12 protein-coding genes and 2 pseudogenes are annotated in these 13,770 nt (G+C 59.4%); 1 reads left to right on the plus strand and 13 read right to left on the minus strand.

Annotation, left to right across the window (positions count from 1 at the left end; all coding sequences use genetic code 11):
• Positions 1-37 precede the first annotated feature (37 nt).
• Complete coding sequence (locus tag PMES_RS02735) at positions 38-3,379, minus strand: tetratricopeptide repeat protein (protein ID WP_159964006.1); 3,342 nt, start codon at positions 3,377-3,379, stop codon at positions 38-40.
• A 187-nt stretch (positions 3,380-3,566) separates the two neighbouring features.
• On the opposite strand from PMES_RS02735, the gene PMES_RS02740 reads away from it, so the two are divergent.
• Positions 3,567-3,881 carry a hypothetical protein gene (locus PMES_RS02740; protein ID WP_088664985.1) on the plus strand — a complete coding sequence of 105 codons (315 nt, stop codon included), beginning with the start codon at positions 3,567-3,569 and terminating at the stop codon, positions 3,879-3,881.
• A gap of 103 nt (positions 3,882-3,984) precedes the next feature.
• On the opposite strand, the gene PMES_RS02745 is transcribed toward PMES_RS02740, so the two are convergent.
• The 12 genes and pseudogenes from PMES_RS02745 to PMES_RS02790 form a co-directional block, all read right to left on the minus strand.
• Entirely contained in the window at positions 3,985-4,638 is a 654-nt protein-coding gene (locus PMES_RS02745; protein ID WP_430226216.1) for a rhomboid family intramembrane serine protease, read from the minus strand.
• A 76-nt stretch (positions 4,639-4,714) separates the two neighbouring features.
• On the minus strand, positions 4,715-5,251 hold the full coding sequence (locus PMES_RS02750) for a hypothetical protein (protein ID WP_236549672.1): 537 nt from the start codon (positions 5,249-5,251) through the stop codon (positions 4,715-4,717).
• Between the two features lie 155 nt (positions 5,252-5,406).
• Complete coding sequence (locus PMES_RS02755) at positions 5,407-6,135, minus strand: DUF736 family protein (RefSeq protein WP_159964007.1); 729 nt, start codon at positions 6,133-6,135, stop codon at positions 5,407-5,409.
• A gap of 124 nt (positions 6,136-6,259) precedes the next feature.
• Complete coding sequence (locus tag PMES_RS02760; RefSeq protein WP_089423635.1) at positions 6,260-6,562, minus strand: hypothetical protein; 303 nt, start codon at positions 6,560-6,562, stop codon at positions 6,260-6,262.
• 100 nt (positions 6,563-6,662) lie between these two features.
• The gene (locus tag PMES_RS02765) at positions 6,663-7,124 is read right to left on the minus strand and encodes a DUF6915 family protein (protein ID WP_159964008.1); all 462 of its coding nucleotides are present in this window, start codon (positions 7,122-7,124) and stop codon (positions 6,663-6,665) included.
• A gap of 1 nt (position 7,125) precedes the next feature.
• Positions 7,126-7,512, minus strand: a complete 387-nt coding sequence (locus PMES_RS02770; RefSeq protein ID WP_134016917.1) for a DUF6878 family protein — start codon at positions 7,510-7,512, stop codon at positions 7,126-7,128.
• 121 nt (positions 7,513-7,633) lie between these two features.
• Positions 7,634-11,896: a strawberry notch-like NTP hydrolase domain-containing protein gene (locus PMES_RS02775; protein WP_159964009.1), complete on the minus strand. Its 4,263-nt coding sequence runs from the start codon at positions 11,894-11,896 to the stop codon at positions 7,634-7,636.
• Between the two features lie 103 nt (positions 11,897-11,999).
• Positions 12,000-12,152: an antitoxin PaaA2 family protein gene (locus PMES_RS02780; RefSeq protein ID WP_159964010.1), complete on the minus strand. Its 153-nt coding sequence runs from the start codon at positions 12,150-12,152 to the stop codon at positions 12,000-12,002.
• Positions 12,142-12,306, minus strand: coding sequence for a hypothetical protein (locus PMES_RS16565; RefSeq protein WP_009819683.1), 165 nt, complete (start codon positions 12,304-12,306; stop codon positions 12,142-12,144). The genes PMES_RS02780 and PMES_RS16565 overlap by 11 nt, the downstream gene beginning before the upstream one ends.
• Before the next feature lie 94 nt (positions 12,307-12,400).
• A pseudogene (locus tag PMES_RS16910) lies at positions 12,401-12,794 on the minus strand (type II toxin-antitoxin system YhaV family toxin).
• Positions 12,791-13,060 (minus strand): annotated as a pseudogene (locus PMES_RS16570) (type II toxin-antitoxin system PrlF family antitoxin); the annotation flags it as partial. The pseudogenes PMES_RS16570 and PMES_RS16910, both read right to left, overlap by 4 nt.
• 32 nt (positions 13,061-13,092) lie before the next feature.
• Complete coding sequence (locus PMES_RS02790; RefSeq protein WP_159964011.1) at positions 13,093-13,707, minus strand: DUF6927 domain-containing protein; 615 nt, start codon at positions 13,705-13,707, stop codon at positions 13,093-13,095.
• Positions 13,708-13,770 lie beyond the last annotated feature (63 nt).

The raw sequence follows: 13,770 nt of genomic DNA on the forward strand, positions 1-13,770 counted from the left end.
GGGTCTGAACTTATGGTCGGCCATAAGGTCGGACTTATCACCGACGCCGAAATCCCGTCAGACGGCCTCCGGCGGAGGGATACCCTTCAGCAGCCAAGACGCTGTCTCTCGCCGACGACCCTAAAACCTCAGATATCTCGAGGTCTTGGCCTTCTAGATCGGCCCGTGGAACGGAAGTAGCGATTTTACAGTGAGCTAGAACGTCTTCTCGTTGACGTTTCTTGACTTCGAAGTCGATTTGGTTTTGCTCGGGTGTTATCTCAATCATCGTGAAACGACCATCTTGCCAGGACGTTATTCCGGATCGTCGGTCGATGTTGTTCTTTGCCTCAATTTCCCGCTTTGCAAAGACCTCCAACGTTGTTTGAGTAACGTGAACTGGGCCGCAAACTTTCGAAATCGTTTCCCAAAGATGGAAGTCCGATGCCAGCGCGGCCGTGATCGGGTCCAGCACGCACCCTCTTTCGGCATTGGACTGGATTTCCTTGATTGCATTGTTGCGCTCGTCGCGACTGCCAATACAAACACGTGGCTGAATGCCAACACCAGGGAGGCCCGCCCAACCGTCAACTACGTCCTTTCCAAGCGCTTCTGCAACAAAACAGAATGGGAGTGCGTTAGCGGCGTAGTTGTCCAAAACGGATTGATCGCGGTCATGTGCCGCTTTCGTGATGCGCTCCATGTCGACGAGAGGATTGTCGGCCTGGAAGTCGAAGGTCATTCGCTGCATACCCGAGTTCGTCGGGAATCTCTTGTTGAATTCCTCTAGTGACTTATGCAGAAGGTCGAGAACTCTCGGCTTGATCCACAAGACCTCGAACTCGATGCTTTCATACTGAGTGGCGATAACGAACTTCTCGCCTACAGTTTTACCAATGCAAGCCTTCGCGAATTCGCTGGTCGGCGCGTGTCTTTCAGCCTCAAAATTGTGAGCATTCGTCCCTTCAATACGAGCGCGTCGAACACCATCACTGGACCTAGTTTCAAAAACGCAATTCTCTTGTATTTCCGCAGCCTTGGGGATTGCGTCCTCCAAATCATCATACATCAAGATAAGCCCCTGATAAGCAAGATGAATGGCTGGGTCATCCCAGTTTAAAATTAGCTCCTGATAGGCTGTATCCACACCCCACTTTCTGTTGCCGTACTGAACGGCAAGGTGACAGAGGCGCATACGTTCCAGCGGGTTACCTTCAGGAATTTTCTTCTCGAAGGTGCGCAGTTTCCTTCCAATTTCGCTCTCGCGACCTTGCAGTTGCCAAAGCCCAAGCCTCGAGATTTGCATTTCTAAGTCGTTGGGTTCGACCCGAAGGTAGGCGTTAAGGTGGTTCTCAATATCCGCAGCGCCAGAATTGATCGCAAGAATTGATCTTGCCCGAAGGTACCATTCATCACTTGAGAGTTCAGGCGGGAATACATTGAATAGATTCAGCGCCCTGCGGTGCTTTTGGCCCGAGATCAGTGCGCTGAGCAGCAACCGAAGTGCTTCACTGTCGTGTTGTGTTGAAACCTGATCCTCCAGCAAGACGACGATTTGGTCGTGGTTGCCAAGCTGTCGGTATTCAGTGGCGATTTCGACCCGTTCAGCCATCGTAGCATCCGAGGGAAGGCCGGCTACAATCTCATCAAGTTGAGAATTTGCCGCTTCAACATCTCCGCTAATCCGAAGAACTCTCGCCAACACAATCTTGAAACGAAGTGAGTCCGGGTTTTCTACAAGCCCCTGTCTACATTTCTTGATTGCGGTGTTCCAATCTCCCATCTTCGAAAGAGAGGTCAGCTCAGACGAAAGCAACATCAACCGATGTTCTTCGGACCAGTTCGTCGCATCGATGCGATCAATTGCTTCTAGCGCGTCAGACGGGCTCAAAATGTGAGCCGTCGCCTCAGTTCTAAGCGAAATGACCTCAGGGTGCTCGCTGTCCTCGTCGAGAAGCTCAAGGATTCTGCCGAAATCTCGATCCTCATGGGCAATTATGGCTAGCTGAAGCGATATCGATGGCTCCCCAGAGCAAAGGGCGAGCCCCATTTCCAATACCTGTTTGGCCTCGTCGTTACGATCAACAAGGCGCAGTGCCAAACCTGCATTGTGGATTGTAGCCAAAGAAAAACGTGATCGTCTCGAAACACACGCCTGGTATAGTTCTTCTGCAGCGGAGTTCAGGTCCTGAAAGCTAGGGAATTCACTGATGCCACCTTGTGCGCTTTTAGCATTGTTCTGAATTTCAAGCTCCAGAACAGCCTCCGCCCAGTTCAAACGAATCTGATCGTCGGATTGGTCTGACTGGTACGCCTCGACTGCCATCGTAAGCCAAGCTGCGTCATCGCGATTTCGATAGGCCTGGCACAAAGCCGCCTTTACAGCCGACTTGCCTTGCACATTCTCCGAAAGTCCCGCCAACAGATCATCGGCTGGAAAGAAACTTCGAGCTTGAACGAGCACGGCTGCAGCGATGTCGTCATCAGGTCGCGCATGTACAGCCTCTCCAGCCAACTTCCTCGCTTGATCGTACTCGCCCTGCAATAGCTTCGACGTCGCAAGGTTCCTCTTTGACGATCTATGATCCGGGCAAATGTCATAGGCGCGCTCTATCAGCGAATGCGCCTCGCTGTCGTCCCCAAACTTCAACGCGGCTGAAGCAAGACCAATCAGAATTCGATACTTTTCTGATGAAGTGGCAGACCCCCAATCCGCTTCTTTCAAATCAGCTAGACCCGTGCGGCCTATTTCCAAATTGCCATTTTCTATCATTTCCACGAAGATCGTGATCTTCGTATGTCGAGGAGAGCTTTCATTTTCCGCCTGAGCGTCGAAGCTGGGCGGACGAAGATCATTCTGCGCATCCGGCAAAGCAGATGTAACAAGGTCTTTCACCTCATCAATCTTTACGGCGATCTGTTCGAGGCCCCTCTTTGAAAACGGATCGTATGTAGGGTCTATCTGCTCCCAAACATCGGAATGTAGAGAAGCGTGCTCTTGGAATTGATCCCATCCCCAAACAGAAACAGAGAACCCATGGTCCGTACCTGCAAGTTCGTCCGTGATTTCCCTAGCCGCTTTTTGGATGGCAGCATCGCGACGAGCCGTTGTAACAAGAATGTACTCTTTGATTTTTGGTGAGAACAATTTCGCTTTCTCAACTTCATCACGCAATTCAGTTTCGGTGACAGCTTCATCCATTTTTTGCTTGCACTGAACACCGACCCAGTGCGTGCGATTTCTTCTGCCGTAGACATCGACGCCGTGTTGAGCTTGGCCTTGCCGTCCATTCTTTTCTGTCGCATGGTCTTGCAGCTCAGCCCTAAAAAGCAGCCAAGTGTGGTGCTCGAAATCTTGCCAGTTTTCGGGCTTCGGTAGTGAACGATTGGATAGGGACATCACTGTACTCGTTTAGAGGGTGCCTGGACGCATGCTGCGGCGACTCTAGGGTTTACTACAACATATGGTGCCATGGCGTGCCGGGCAACGGCGCAACGGGTGGCGATTAAAGCACCTATCGGGCTGACATTCCAATTTCACCTTGGATCGGCTTGCGCAGACAGGTGGACAGGCTATCCTTTCCGCCATGGAATACACTTACCCCATTAATTTTGTTGGCCACGATCAGTGGATGAACAGCGGGTACGACCCGGGCTTGTCGCACGGCGATGTCATCACTCGCGACGGGGAGATCATCGGCAAGTGGCGCGTTGTTGGCTATGATCCAAATGATGAGTATTCCGGCGGTCGTTTTGAGTTTACAGCTTCGGGAAAAGACGCTGTAAAATTCACCGAACACTTCGCATCACTTGATGTGCGCATGAGCCGGGGCTTTGCGCTGTCAACACTAACGAGAACAATCAGGGAATGGTATGAGGCCAGCAACCCAACAATCTCCTGATTGAGGGGCTATCAGAAGAATGTCTGCAATGCGGGCTGCGAACGCGGTCTTAGAAACCAGTGCTCAACGTCGGCTAAGGGCCGACCACGTCTGGCGTACGGCTTCAGTCCAGATCGACGCCGCCGAGGCGCGGCGCATGTACATGCGTTCGGATTAGGAACGCAGCGCCCGCGCCCGCGATGGCGCCGAAGAGATGCGCCTCCCAGGAGACGCCGGATTGGCCCGGAAGAACGCCCCAGAGAATGGAGCTATAGAGGACACCGACCACCAGTGCCGCGCCCAGCGTGATCAATGAGCGATCCACAAAGCCGCGCGCGACGAGGAAGCCAAACCAGCCGAAGACCAACCCTGACGCACCGATATGGATGGCGGAGCTTCCGAACAGCCAGACGAGTCCGCCGCCGAGGCCGATCACCACTGCGTTCACCGGCAGCAGGGCCCTCGTGGTCGTTGCCACCAACAGCCCACCCATCACCAAGAGCGGCGGCGTATTTGCCATAAGGTGCGCGAAACTTCCATGCAGGAGGGGCATGGCGATGACACCATCCAATCCGCTTACGTGACGGGGGATCAGGCCGAAGGCCGGATTCAAGCCGTAACCGATAATCCAATTGAGGAGGTGAACCGCCCAGAGCAGTGCGACAAAGGCGACAAGCGCCGCGGCGCGACGAAAGAAGGCGCGCATGTGATCCCGGTTCATCATGTTGGCGACAGTAGACGTCCCCACAGCACCTTCAACGGCTTTCGCGCGCTGCACAGGATGCCACCTCCAGGAAAGGGGGTTTGAGGCGGCCAACCTCGGTACGGCTCAAGCCAAGAGAATGGCTCGGATCTTACACGGTGTTTCCCGGACGAAAGGGCTGCGGTTCACGCTCGGGACGCTTCAGGGCTTCGGCGTATTTGCGCGCATTGTCATCGATCGTGTTGTGCCAAAGCTTCGAGACGAAGGCCCGGGCGTCTTGGACTGTCATGTCTTTCAGCGAAGAGGACAGCGCCATGAAAAGCTCATCCTCGCTAATCGCAGCGGCGCGGTGCATGGCATCCGCGTAAAATGACGGGTCGTTGAGAACCTGCTCGCGCAGCGGCATCCGCGCGAGGTTCTCCTCCGGGATCGCCATGAAGATCGTGTCCTGAACTTCGGTCAGATACGCACGCCGCGATGTGGACACCGGCTTTCCCGCCGCCTTGGCCTCCAGAAATGCCTGCCTTGTCCTGTCGAGCTTTGCCCTTGCATGGATCATGATGACATCACGCTTGCGGTCAAGCAGCGCAAATCCGGTGCAACGCTCGATATGAGCAAGAAGCTCTGCAACCTCTGCTTCTACATCAAAGCTCTCGAACCATGGAGCTTTTCCCAGTCTCGCCACCATGTGCCTACCCTCGCCCTCTCAATAATATATTATCGTATATCATATTCAGCAGATCGCAAGCGGGTGGCGTCCTTCACGCCAACGGACATGGAAAAAGGGGAACCGTGGTCCCACGGCTCCCCTTTCGGTTCGTATCGTTTTATCTCGCGCGCCGATTAGGCGACCAACGACAGCCCCGTGCCTGCATCCTGCGGCTGCTCACCGCTGTCGATGAACGGGATGATCGAGAAGGTCTGCCCACCGCGCTGTTCTTCGTTCTGCACGGCGTTGACGCGCAGGTCGCCATCGGGCGTGTTGATCAGCAGCGACAGGTAGTCATTGCCCGTGCGGCTGCTTTTGGCCATCCAGGCCGAGCCGACGCGGATCGGCGTGCCCCGAGGCGAGCTGACCTCGATCCGGTAATCGGGGTGAGTCTCCTCGGTCTTGTAGCTGTTTTCGATCAGCATGAACTCCAGATCGAACATCATGTTGGCGATGTAGCCGGTGAAGGCGTTGTCGGCGTCCATGGCGGTGAGCTCGCCCGAGATCGAGCCGGATTTCATCAGGCCGTTCGAGACCAGCGGGATGATCTCGAATTCGCCGCTTTGGGCCGCGCGCGCCTCTTTCGTCTGCACCGCGTTGACCCGGAAGGGGCCCAAGCCGACATCGATCTGCATCGAGATGTAGGGGTTGCCGCTGGTGTTGCCGGTCTCGTTCCAGGCCGTGCCGATGCGCACCTTGCGACCGGATTTGTTGACTGCCGTCACGTCAAAATCCGGGCTGCGTTCGGACATCTTGGCCCGCGCCTCCAACTGGATGGCGATGTCAAAGCGCGTCGAATGGATCATGCCGGTGTACTGAGCGGCTGCGGTCTCGACATTGCGGGTGAGGGTTCCTGCGAACATGGGATGGTTCCTTTTGGATTGGCCGGTGCCTGACGTTTTTGCCAACGCATCCGGGATTGCTTTCTCGACCCCTTGAGGGGTCACAAATCAGAAAGCCTGCTTTCCTTTCAGCCCCGCCCACGGGTCAAAGCTGCCGTCCGAGTGGGAATGCCCCCGCGCCTCCGGGTGCTACGCCCCTCCCCTGCCCGTCTGGTCTTGATTGGTTGCCCGGATTTTCTGCGGCGTCCTTCGATTGCGCGACGAAGAACTCCGTTTCTTTTCCGTTCAACCGGTGCCCGCCCCGGTCGGTCAGACCGATGCAGCTACCATTCGGCACATAGGTGATGAGGTACTGACCGAGCCGGTCCTTGTGGACAACGTAGCCGGTATTGGCCCAATGCACGGTCTGGCCGGCATCAACGGCCGCCTTGATGTCTTCGAGTGTCATGCGAACCTCCTTACGAAGAATGGTGGGGAAACGACGCAAGAAGTCCGATCTTCCGACCGGGCTTCCATGCAAGATTTGTTTGGCAAACGGCCGAGAGCTGTCAGGCGCTTTGCGTGGCTTGCGTCGCGCGCGCCGCCATCCAATCCTTCAGGCCAAGAACCGTTCTTCCGGCGGCGACCTCGGAGGCCCAGGCAACCCTTGGGTCGCCGCAGGGCTCATCGCCGGAATGCCGGTCGATGTGGCCATTGGCCATCCATGGCTCAGGCTGTATCCGTCGCAGCCAGTCCGCCATGCTCGGGATGCGGCCCTGGCAGTCTTCACGGATATGCTGCTCGCCGATCCAGCGCACGGGGATGTCGCGGCCCGCACTATTGGTCAGTGTCAGGCCAAAAACCCGTTCGGCCTCAAACAGGCCTTGCGCGTGGTGACGCATGGCGCGGTGCGTGAAGAGCGCGAGGTGCTCTTTCGAGGCGTCAAACCAGTCGTGGACGGCCTGATAATCAGACGGGACACCGCCGAATTTCCGGGCGGAGCTTTCAGCATGATGAAGCGGATGCGCCATATCAAAGCCCCTCGTCATAGCAGTGCGCGCATTCAACATAGCGGTCCGCGTGATCGAGGGTGATGCTGTCTAGTGCTATGTCCCAGGTCAGGGTGCCATAGCCGCCCTCATTGTTCTCGAACCCAGGATGATGGTGATAGGCGAGCGACCAGGCGAAATCGCCCACCTCTGTCGCAAGCGGTTCCGACAGTTGGACCTCTGCAGGCTGCACCGTCACATCCTCGACATTGCCGGAGTCGCCATAGCCTTCGTATTCGGCAGTGACCTCGCTGATGCCAAGCGCTCGTAGTTGCGCGAGCAGCTCCGCTCGGGATGCCTTCAGGGTGGTTTCGCGCTCTGCACGCCACTGAGCCGCCATTGCGGCATAATCGATCTGGGGATTGGTCATGGGTGTGTCCTCTTATCTGAATTTGGGGGGGCGGGCGTTGCATTGGTCCGCGCCCGCCCGGAACGCGCAGATCGGCCAAATCCCGATCCACGCCGCCCGACCCAAAGCCCGCTTTGACTTTTCAGGCGGCTTGGTCCGCCGTGATAGCAGGCCCCTGCCCCACGATCCGGGCCAGAATGCGGCCCGTGTCGATCCCGTCCCCATGCGGCAGAAACACCCGCAGCTGGAAGGCGATGATCTCCGTGAAGCAGCCGAGGGCCTTGAGGCTGTCGATCATGCCCCGATCCGCACCAGAGAGCTCGAGGCGCATCTCGCCTGCGACCCGGCGACGGGTCAGGGTCATCCCCCGGCCAAGATCGACCGGCGCGGTGGTGCCCAATGCGGCGGTCAGCATCTCTTGCGGTGTTTGCGGGTTGGAGACGAGGAAGCGGGCACGCAACGCGGCTGCGCCTTCCTCACTGAGCGTGCGCCCGATCATGGCGGTCGCCCCATCGGGCGTGACGCGGTAGATGCGCTCATTGGTGGTCGGAATGTCCTTCCAGATCGGCAGCAGCAGCCCGGTCAGCAGGTAGAGCTTGGTCGTGGTGGTTTTTGGCAGGGACGCTGCCTCGGCATCCCAAAGCTTTGCAAACTCGGGCCTTTCGATGTCTTCCCAGGCCGAAGACGTGAACCGCGCCTCCTCCAGGTAGCTCGACCCGTTTGGCCGCACAACCTTGCGCATCAGCGTGACGATGTCTTCGTCATACATCTGCATGGGCCGCGCCGAGATGAGCGCCGCGCGACCGGAGGCGCGATTAACCATCGGCAGCTTATCCGGATTGCGCGACATGGCCTCTTCGGCGCCCAGCACATGCACCGGATCCGTCACCTCGAGCCCGATGATCCGCGTCACGGCGCCGGATTTCGGGCAGGTCCAGAGATCCTCGGTGGAGACCTGCTCGATCTTTTCGCCACGCAGGGTTTCCACGCCGAGATCGAGCGTGCCCGCCGCGCGCGCCCGTTCAGTCTGATCGGCAATCCGCCTCATGAACTCGGCAAAGAGCGCGTTCTGCATGTGGATGGGAAGGGCAAGCACCCGATTCAGAAACCGCTGGATCGGGGGAAGCTCCTCGAGAAGCACACCGTCCTTGTCGATCAGCCGCAGGGCTGTCCAGTCGGTGAAGCTCTCGTAGCTCATCGCCTCGGCCCGTCCGGCGGCAAGATCGGCGAAATACCCACGCAGCGCCGCCCGCGCGATCGGGCTTTCGAGATTGTCCTCCTCCCGGAACATGCCTTGCGAGCCGGTTTCGCGCTGACCCTTGGTCAAGGCCCCCAGCTGGTCGAGGCGCTTGGCGATCGTCGAGGTAAAGCGCTTCTCACCATGCACATCGGAGGTGCAGACCCGGAAGAAGGGCGCGCTGACCTGGGCAGAGCGATGCGTGCGGCCCAGCCCCTGGATGGCCGCATCCGCGCGCCAGCCGGGCTCCAACAGGTAGTGCCGCCGCCGTTTCTGGTTCTTCGCCGTTTGGGCCGCATGGTAAGATCGGCCCGTGCCGCCCGCATCGGAGAAGATCAGGATATCCTTTTCGCCGCCCATGAAGGCTTGGGTCTCGGATGAATTGCTGCTGGCGGCGCGCTTCTCGATGAAGAGGTGGCCGTCCTCGGCCTTGAGGGGCCGGATGGACCGCCCCGTGACTTCAGCGACGGCCTCGTCGCCAAAAGCCCAGAGGATCTGATCGAGCGCCGAGGGGATCGGGGCCAGCGTCATCAACTCCATCATGGCCGCATCGCGCAGGGCGAGCGCCTCGCGCGAGACGACCAGCGCGCCAGTTTCATCCCGCAACGGTTCCGCCACCATATTGCCGTCGATCTCGACCAGCTTTTGCGCATGGATTGGGAATGCCTGTTCGAGGTAGCCCAGAACATAGTCGCGCGGCGTCAAGGCCCCCTCAACGAGTTCATCCTCCGGGTCCATCGCCTCAAGCCGGCGTTTGAGCAGGCTCTCACCTGTCGAGACAACCTGGATGACGCAAGCCTTGCCTGCCGCCAGATCGTCCGCGATGGCGCGGATGATGGTCGGGGCCTTCATGCCCATCAGCAGATGATTGAAGAAGCGCTGCTTCGTGCTCTCGAAGCGAGATTTGGCCGAGGCGCGTGCGGCCGAGGCATTGGTCTCGCCAGAGGCGCCGTTGACGCCGGTGGCGGTCAGTGCCGCTTCGAGATTGTGGTGGATGGTGCGAAACGCACCCGCGTATGCATCGTAGATCTCGATCTGGGCCGGGGTGAGCGCGTGTTCGAGTACGTCATATTCCACGCCATCAAAGCTGAGGGCACGGGCCGTGTAGAGGCCGAGCGTCTTGAGATCACGCGCGACCACCTCCATGGCGGCCACGCCGCCCGCCTCCATCGCCGAAACAAAGCTCTCGCGGCTCAGGAAGGGGTATTCGGGTCCCTGCCCCCAGAGACCAAGACGCGCGGCATAGGCGAGGTTGTGCACGCTCGTGGCCCCCGTGGCCGAGATGTAGAAGACGCGAGCGCGGGGTGCTGCCAGTTGCAGCCGCAGGCCAGCAAGGCCCTGCTGGGAGGGTTTGACCCCCCTGCCCTGCTCGGACCCTGCCGCGTTCTGCATGGCATGGGCCTCATCAAAAGCCAGCACGCCATCGAAGTCTTCGCCCATCCACTCGAGGATCTGGCTGAGCCGTGTCGTGCCGCATTTGCCCGCGGACCGCAGCGTGGCGTAGGTGACAAAAAGGATACCGTCGCCCATCGGGATGGGCTGGTCCGGTTTCCATTTGGAGAGCGGCTGGATGTCGGCGGGCGAGCCGCCAAGATCAGTCCAGTCGCGGATTGCGTCCTCGATAAGCGTGGCGGATTTGGAGACCCAGATCGCCTTCCTGCGCCCGGCCAGCCAGTTCACGAGAATGAGCCCCGCGCATTCGCGCCCCTTGCCGCAACCGGTGCCGTCGCCGAGGAAATAGCCAAGGCGATAGGCCCGTGCATCCGGCTCATCATCGGCGCGCGTCAGCTTGGTCTGGTCGTCATCGATGGTGAACCGACCGGGCAGGTCGCGCCCATGGGCATCATGCGCCATGATGATGGTCTCGAGCTGTGCCTCGGAAAGATCTCCCTCCTCGATCAACCGTGCGGGCAGGCGCAAGGCATCACTGCCCGTGTTTGAAGGCATGGGCGGGGCAACCGAGGCCATGGCGATGCTTTCAACGAGCGGGGTGGGATGTTCCTGCGCACTCGCAATCTCGATCCGTTGCGGACGGTAGCGCGCATAGATGTCCGAGATGGGCGTGTTGTCGCGCGGGGTCTGAAGGCTTGTGAAGCTGAGCGGGACAACGGCCTTGGCCCGGGGTTTGGAGGGGGCGACAGGCGCAGCGGCGGCCTTGCGCGGGGCAGATGATGGAACGCTCGACCGAGTATGAGGGATCGCTGCCGCCCGTTGGACTGGGCGCATCTCGGTCCGGGTCGCGGCCACGGCGTCAACGAAAGGAAGGACTTCCTCCAGATCCTGAACCGCGGCGCGGATCATTTCGCCGTCCTCCTGCACCTTGTCGAAGACCATCAGATGGGTTTCGACAGAGGTGCCGAGCTTGCGGTAGACCTGCCCCGGCATCGTCAGCGCCAAGCGTGGCGTCAGGAGACCGCAGGCGCGGGACCAATGCGCGGCATCGCGTTCGGGCGTGAACCCCGGCGGCATGATCGCCACCAGGCGCCCACCGGGCGCGAGACGCTTTGCAGCCGCGATGAGATGTTTGGCGGCGATGTGCTTGTCCCGCGACCGATCGACCGAGGCGGCGAAGGGCGGATTCATCACCACGACGTCGGGTAGAACCGGCGTCTGCAGCAGATCATCGATATGCTCGCCGTCATGGCCTGTGACCTCGCCGCCGAAAACCGCGCGCAGGAGGCGCTGGCGAAAGGGGTCGATCTCGTTGAGCAGAAGCGTGGCACCGGCCCGGGCGGCGAAAGCAGCCAGGGCACCGGTGCCAGCCGAGGGCTCTAGCAAAGTCTCGCCCTTGCGAACGGCTGCCGCCCGCACGACCATTGCCGCGAAAGACAACGGCGTGGAAAACTGCTGCAGCCGGATCTGCTGCTCTGACCGGCGGGTTTCCGTCAGCAGCCGCGAGGCAAGCAGCTTTGCAGCGGCGATGTCACCTGCCACGCCGTTCCCACGCAGCAGCACCTGGACAGCCGCGGCCTGCATCAGGTCATATGCCATGCGCCAGTCCCAGGCACCGCCGGCATTGCTGCCAAGAAACGTCTCGCGCATGACGCGCGCGAGCGCTGAGCTGCGCAGGGGTTGGTGGTCGATCTCTGTGCCGATAAGCGCTAGCGCAGAGGCGAGATCGGCTTCGGAGATTGCGAGAGCCGGGTTGGCCGTTCTGGGTTTGGACATGGGGATTTTCCTTTGGATCAGGGTCTGAGTTCCAAAGGACAAAAAGCCCGCTTTCGCTTTTCAGGGTGACGGGGGTCAGACCGCGCTGACCTCCAAGGCTTGGTCAGGACTTGGGTTCGACCTCCCGTTTCGCATCAATCAATGCCTGTGCGGCCTGCATCACCTGAACTTGAGATGTTCCCGTGCATTCCTCCTCCAGCGCGGCCTGCACCTTCGCGCGAAACCACGTGTCATACGAATTCGCTTCAGCGGCCACGGAAATGCTCCTCGAGCCCGATATCCAGCAGCTTGCCGAGGTCATCGGGCATGTCTGCAACGCGCACAGCAATTGGGAAACGGTGCCCCGTGAGGTCAGGCGCGCATTGCTCCTCTAGCCCGAGGTGCTGCCTATCCTTTTCCGTCTCATTCATTGTGCTTTCTCCGACCGTATTATCAGCCGATGCTACATCTTCCAGCGTGGCGTCGTAAACGATAATGCCAAAGGGTCACAGCAAGCTGGCCCACTTACCGATCGGGCACCGCTTCAAGGGATTTCTCGAACCGCTTGTCCGCCGCTGCAGCTTCTTTCAAGAGCGCGTCGAAATTGTCAGGTGGATTGCCATCTTCCAGCATTCCTTTGAACGTCGCATAGGCGTCCGTCTTGCTGCCGTAGGCGCGCAGGGTCTTGTCGTCGTTCACCCAGGCCACCACGATGACCTTCGCATCGCTGTTGAACCGATAGAACAGCCGATACTGCTGGAAGAATTTCGCCCGGAACCAGTGCTTGCGGTGATCGCCGAGTACGCACCTCGACTTCCTCGATCAGCCCTTCGAGCTGGTCCAGAAAGAGCGGATGCGCATAAATCGACCATCCGTTTACGACAAGGGGCGCTTGGGCGGGCACGCTATCGCCGCTCATTCATCCTCGAGCGATAGCGGCGCATCGAGATCGACATCAACGTCTCCGACCAGTGCTGCAAGACGGTCATGCAAAGCCCCATCGAACGCCCGAATGCGGTCCGGATGCGCCTTGATATCGGCCTCGACATACCGATCCGTGAGTTTCGAGACATCTTGTGCGAGCGCTGTCATGGCAGTCTCCTGAAAGAGAGGGATCTTTGCTGCCTGCGATAGGTAATGCATTTGCATTGCCTTGTCAAGACAAGCCGCAGCATCTGCTGTCGCCGGGCAGGTCGATGACCCGTCCGGCGCAGGACCTAATTTCGCCTCGCCAGGAACTCCGCCAGCACCGGGCTGGCAGCACCTTTCGCGGAGCTGAGTAGCTCCGAGCCCGCGAGCGTCGCTTTCGACAGGCGTACGAGCCCACCGGTTTCCTCGATGCGGTAGCAGCGGCGTTTCTGCCGGCCCCGCCTGTAGTGCGTCGCGGTGACGATCTGGCAGGTGCTACCATCGGTGAGCGTCACAGGGGTGGCGAGCCTGATCTTGTCGCCCTCCTCGTAGTCTGGAATCGACGCCCAATCCCGGCAGCGCTGGCGCCAGTCCTGGGCGTAGCTGTCTGGGTCTTTCAGGTCGGAGAGAAGCTCGATCAGCCCAATGGGAGCACGAGACTCGTTCGGGCCAGCACTTTCCTCCATGTCCTTGTATCCCCAGCAGCCGTCATCGTATCGGGTGAGGAAGACAGCCCCGAGCGTGATGGAGCCATCCGCATCGGTCACATAGGTCGCGTCCTCGACAGGGGTGCCGTCGAGATTGGTGACCCTTGCCGCCGCATACCAGGTGGAGCCGACCTTGCAGGCTTTGACCAGTTCCGTCTTGCGCCTTTCGCCCTCGAAGGTGCACAGCCGAGCAATCTGTATAGGGCGGTTGCAAATTAGGCCACGGTAGCGCCGGTATTTTGCCGGGGCGGGCGGCGCAAAAGTCGTCCACTTTTGCTC

It is taken from the genome of Profundibacterium mesophilum KAUST100406-0324 (assembly GCF_009835145.1).
Lineage (GTDB): Bacteria > Pseudomonadota > Alphaproteobacteria > Rhodobacterales > Rhodobacteraceae > Profundibacterium > Profundibacterium mesophilum.

What these genes read in the sequence shown, in the direction of transcription:
- PMES_RS02735 (WP_159964006.1), bottom strand. Translation starts at nt 3,379, where the DNA reads ATGTCCCTATCCAATCGTTCACTACCGAAGCCCGAAAACTGGCAAGAT.
- PMES_RS02740 (WP_088664985.1), top strand. Translation starts at nt 3,567, where the DNA reads ATGGAATACACTTACCCCATTAATTTTGTTGGCCACGATCAGTGGATG.
- PMES_RS02750 (WP_236549672.1), bottom strand. Translation starts at nt 5,251, where the DNA reads ATGGTGGCGAGACTGGGAAAAGCTCCATGGTTCGAGAGCTTTGATGTA.
- PMES_RS02755 (WP_159964007.1), bottom strand. Translation starts at nt 6,135, where the DNA reads ATGTTCGCAGGAACCCTCACCCGCAATGTCGAGACCGCAGCCGCTCAG.
- PMES_RS02760 (WP_089423635.1), bottom strand. Translation starts at nt 6,562, where the DNA reads ATGACACTCGAAGACATCAAGGCGGCCGTTGATGCCGGCCAGACCGTG.
- PMES_RS02765 (WP_159964008.1), bottom strand. Translation starts at nt 7,124, where the DNA reads ATGGCGCATCCGCTTCATCATGCTGAAAGCTCCGCCCGGAAATTCGGC.
- PMES_RS02770 (WP_134016917.1), bottom strand. Translation starts at nt 7,512, where the DNA reads ATGACCAATCCCCAGATCGATTATGCCGCAATGGCGGCTCAGTGGCGT.
- PMES_RS02775 (WP_159964009.1), bottom strand. Translation starts at nt 11,896, where the DNA reads ATGTCCAAACCCAGAACGGCCAACCCGGCTCTCGCAATCTCCGAAGCC.
- PMES_RS16565 (WP_009819683.1), bottom strand. Translation starts at nt 12,306, where the DNA reads ATGAATGAGACGGAAAAGGATAGGCAGCACCTCGGGCTAGAGGAGCAA.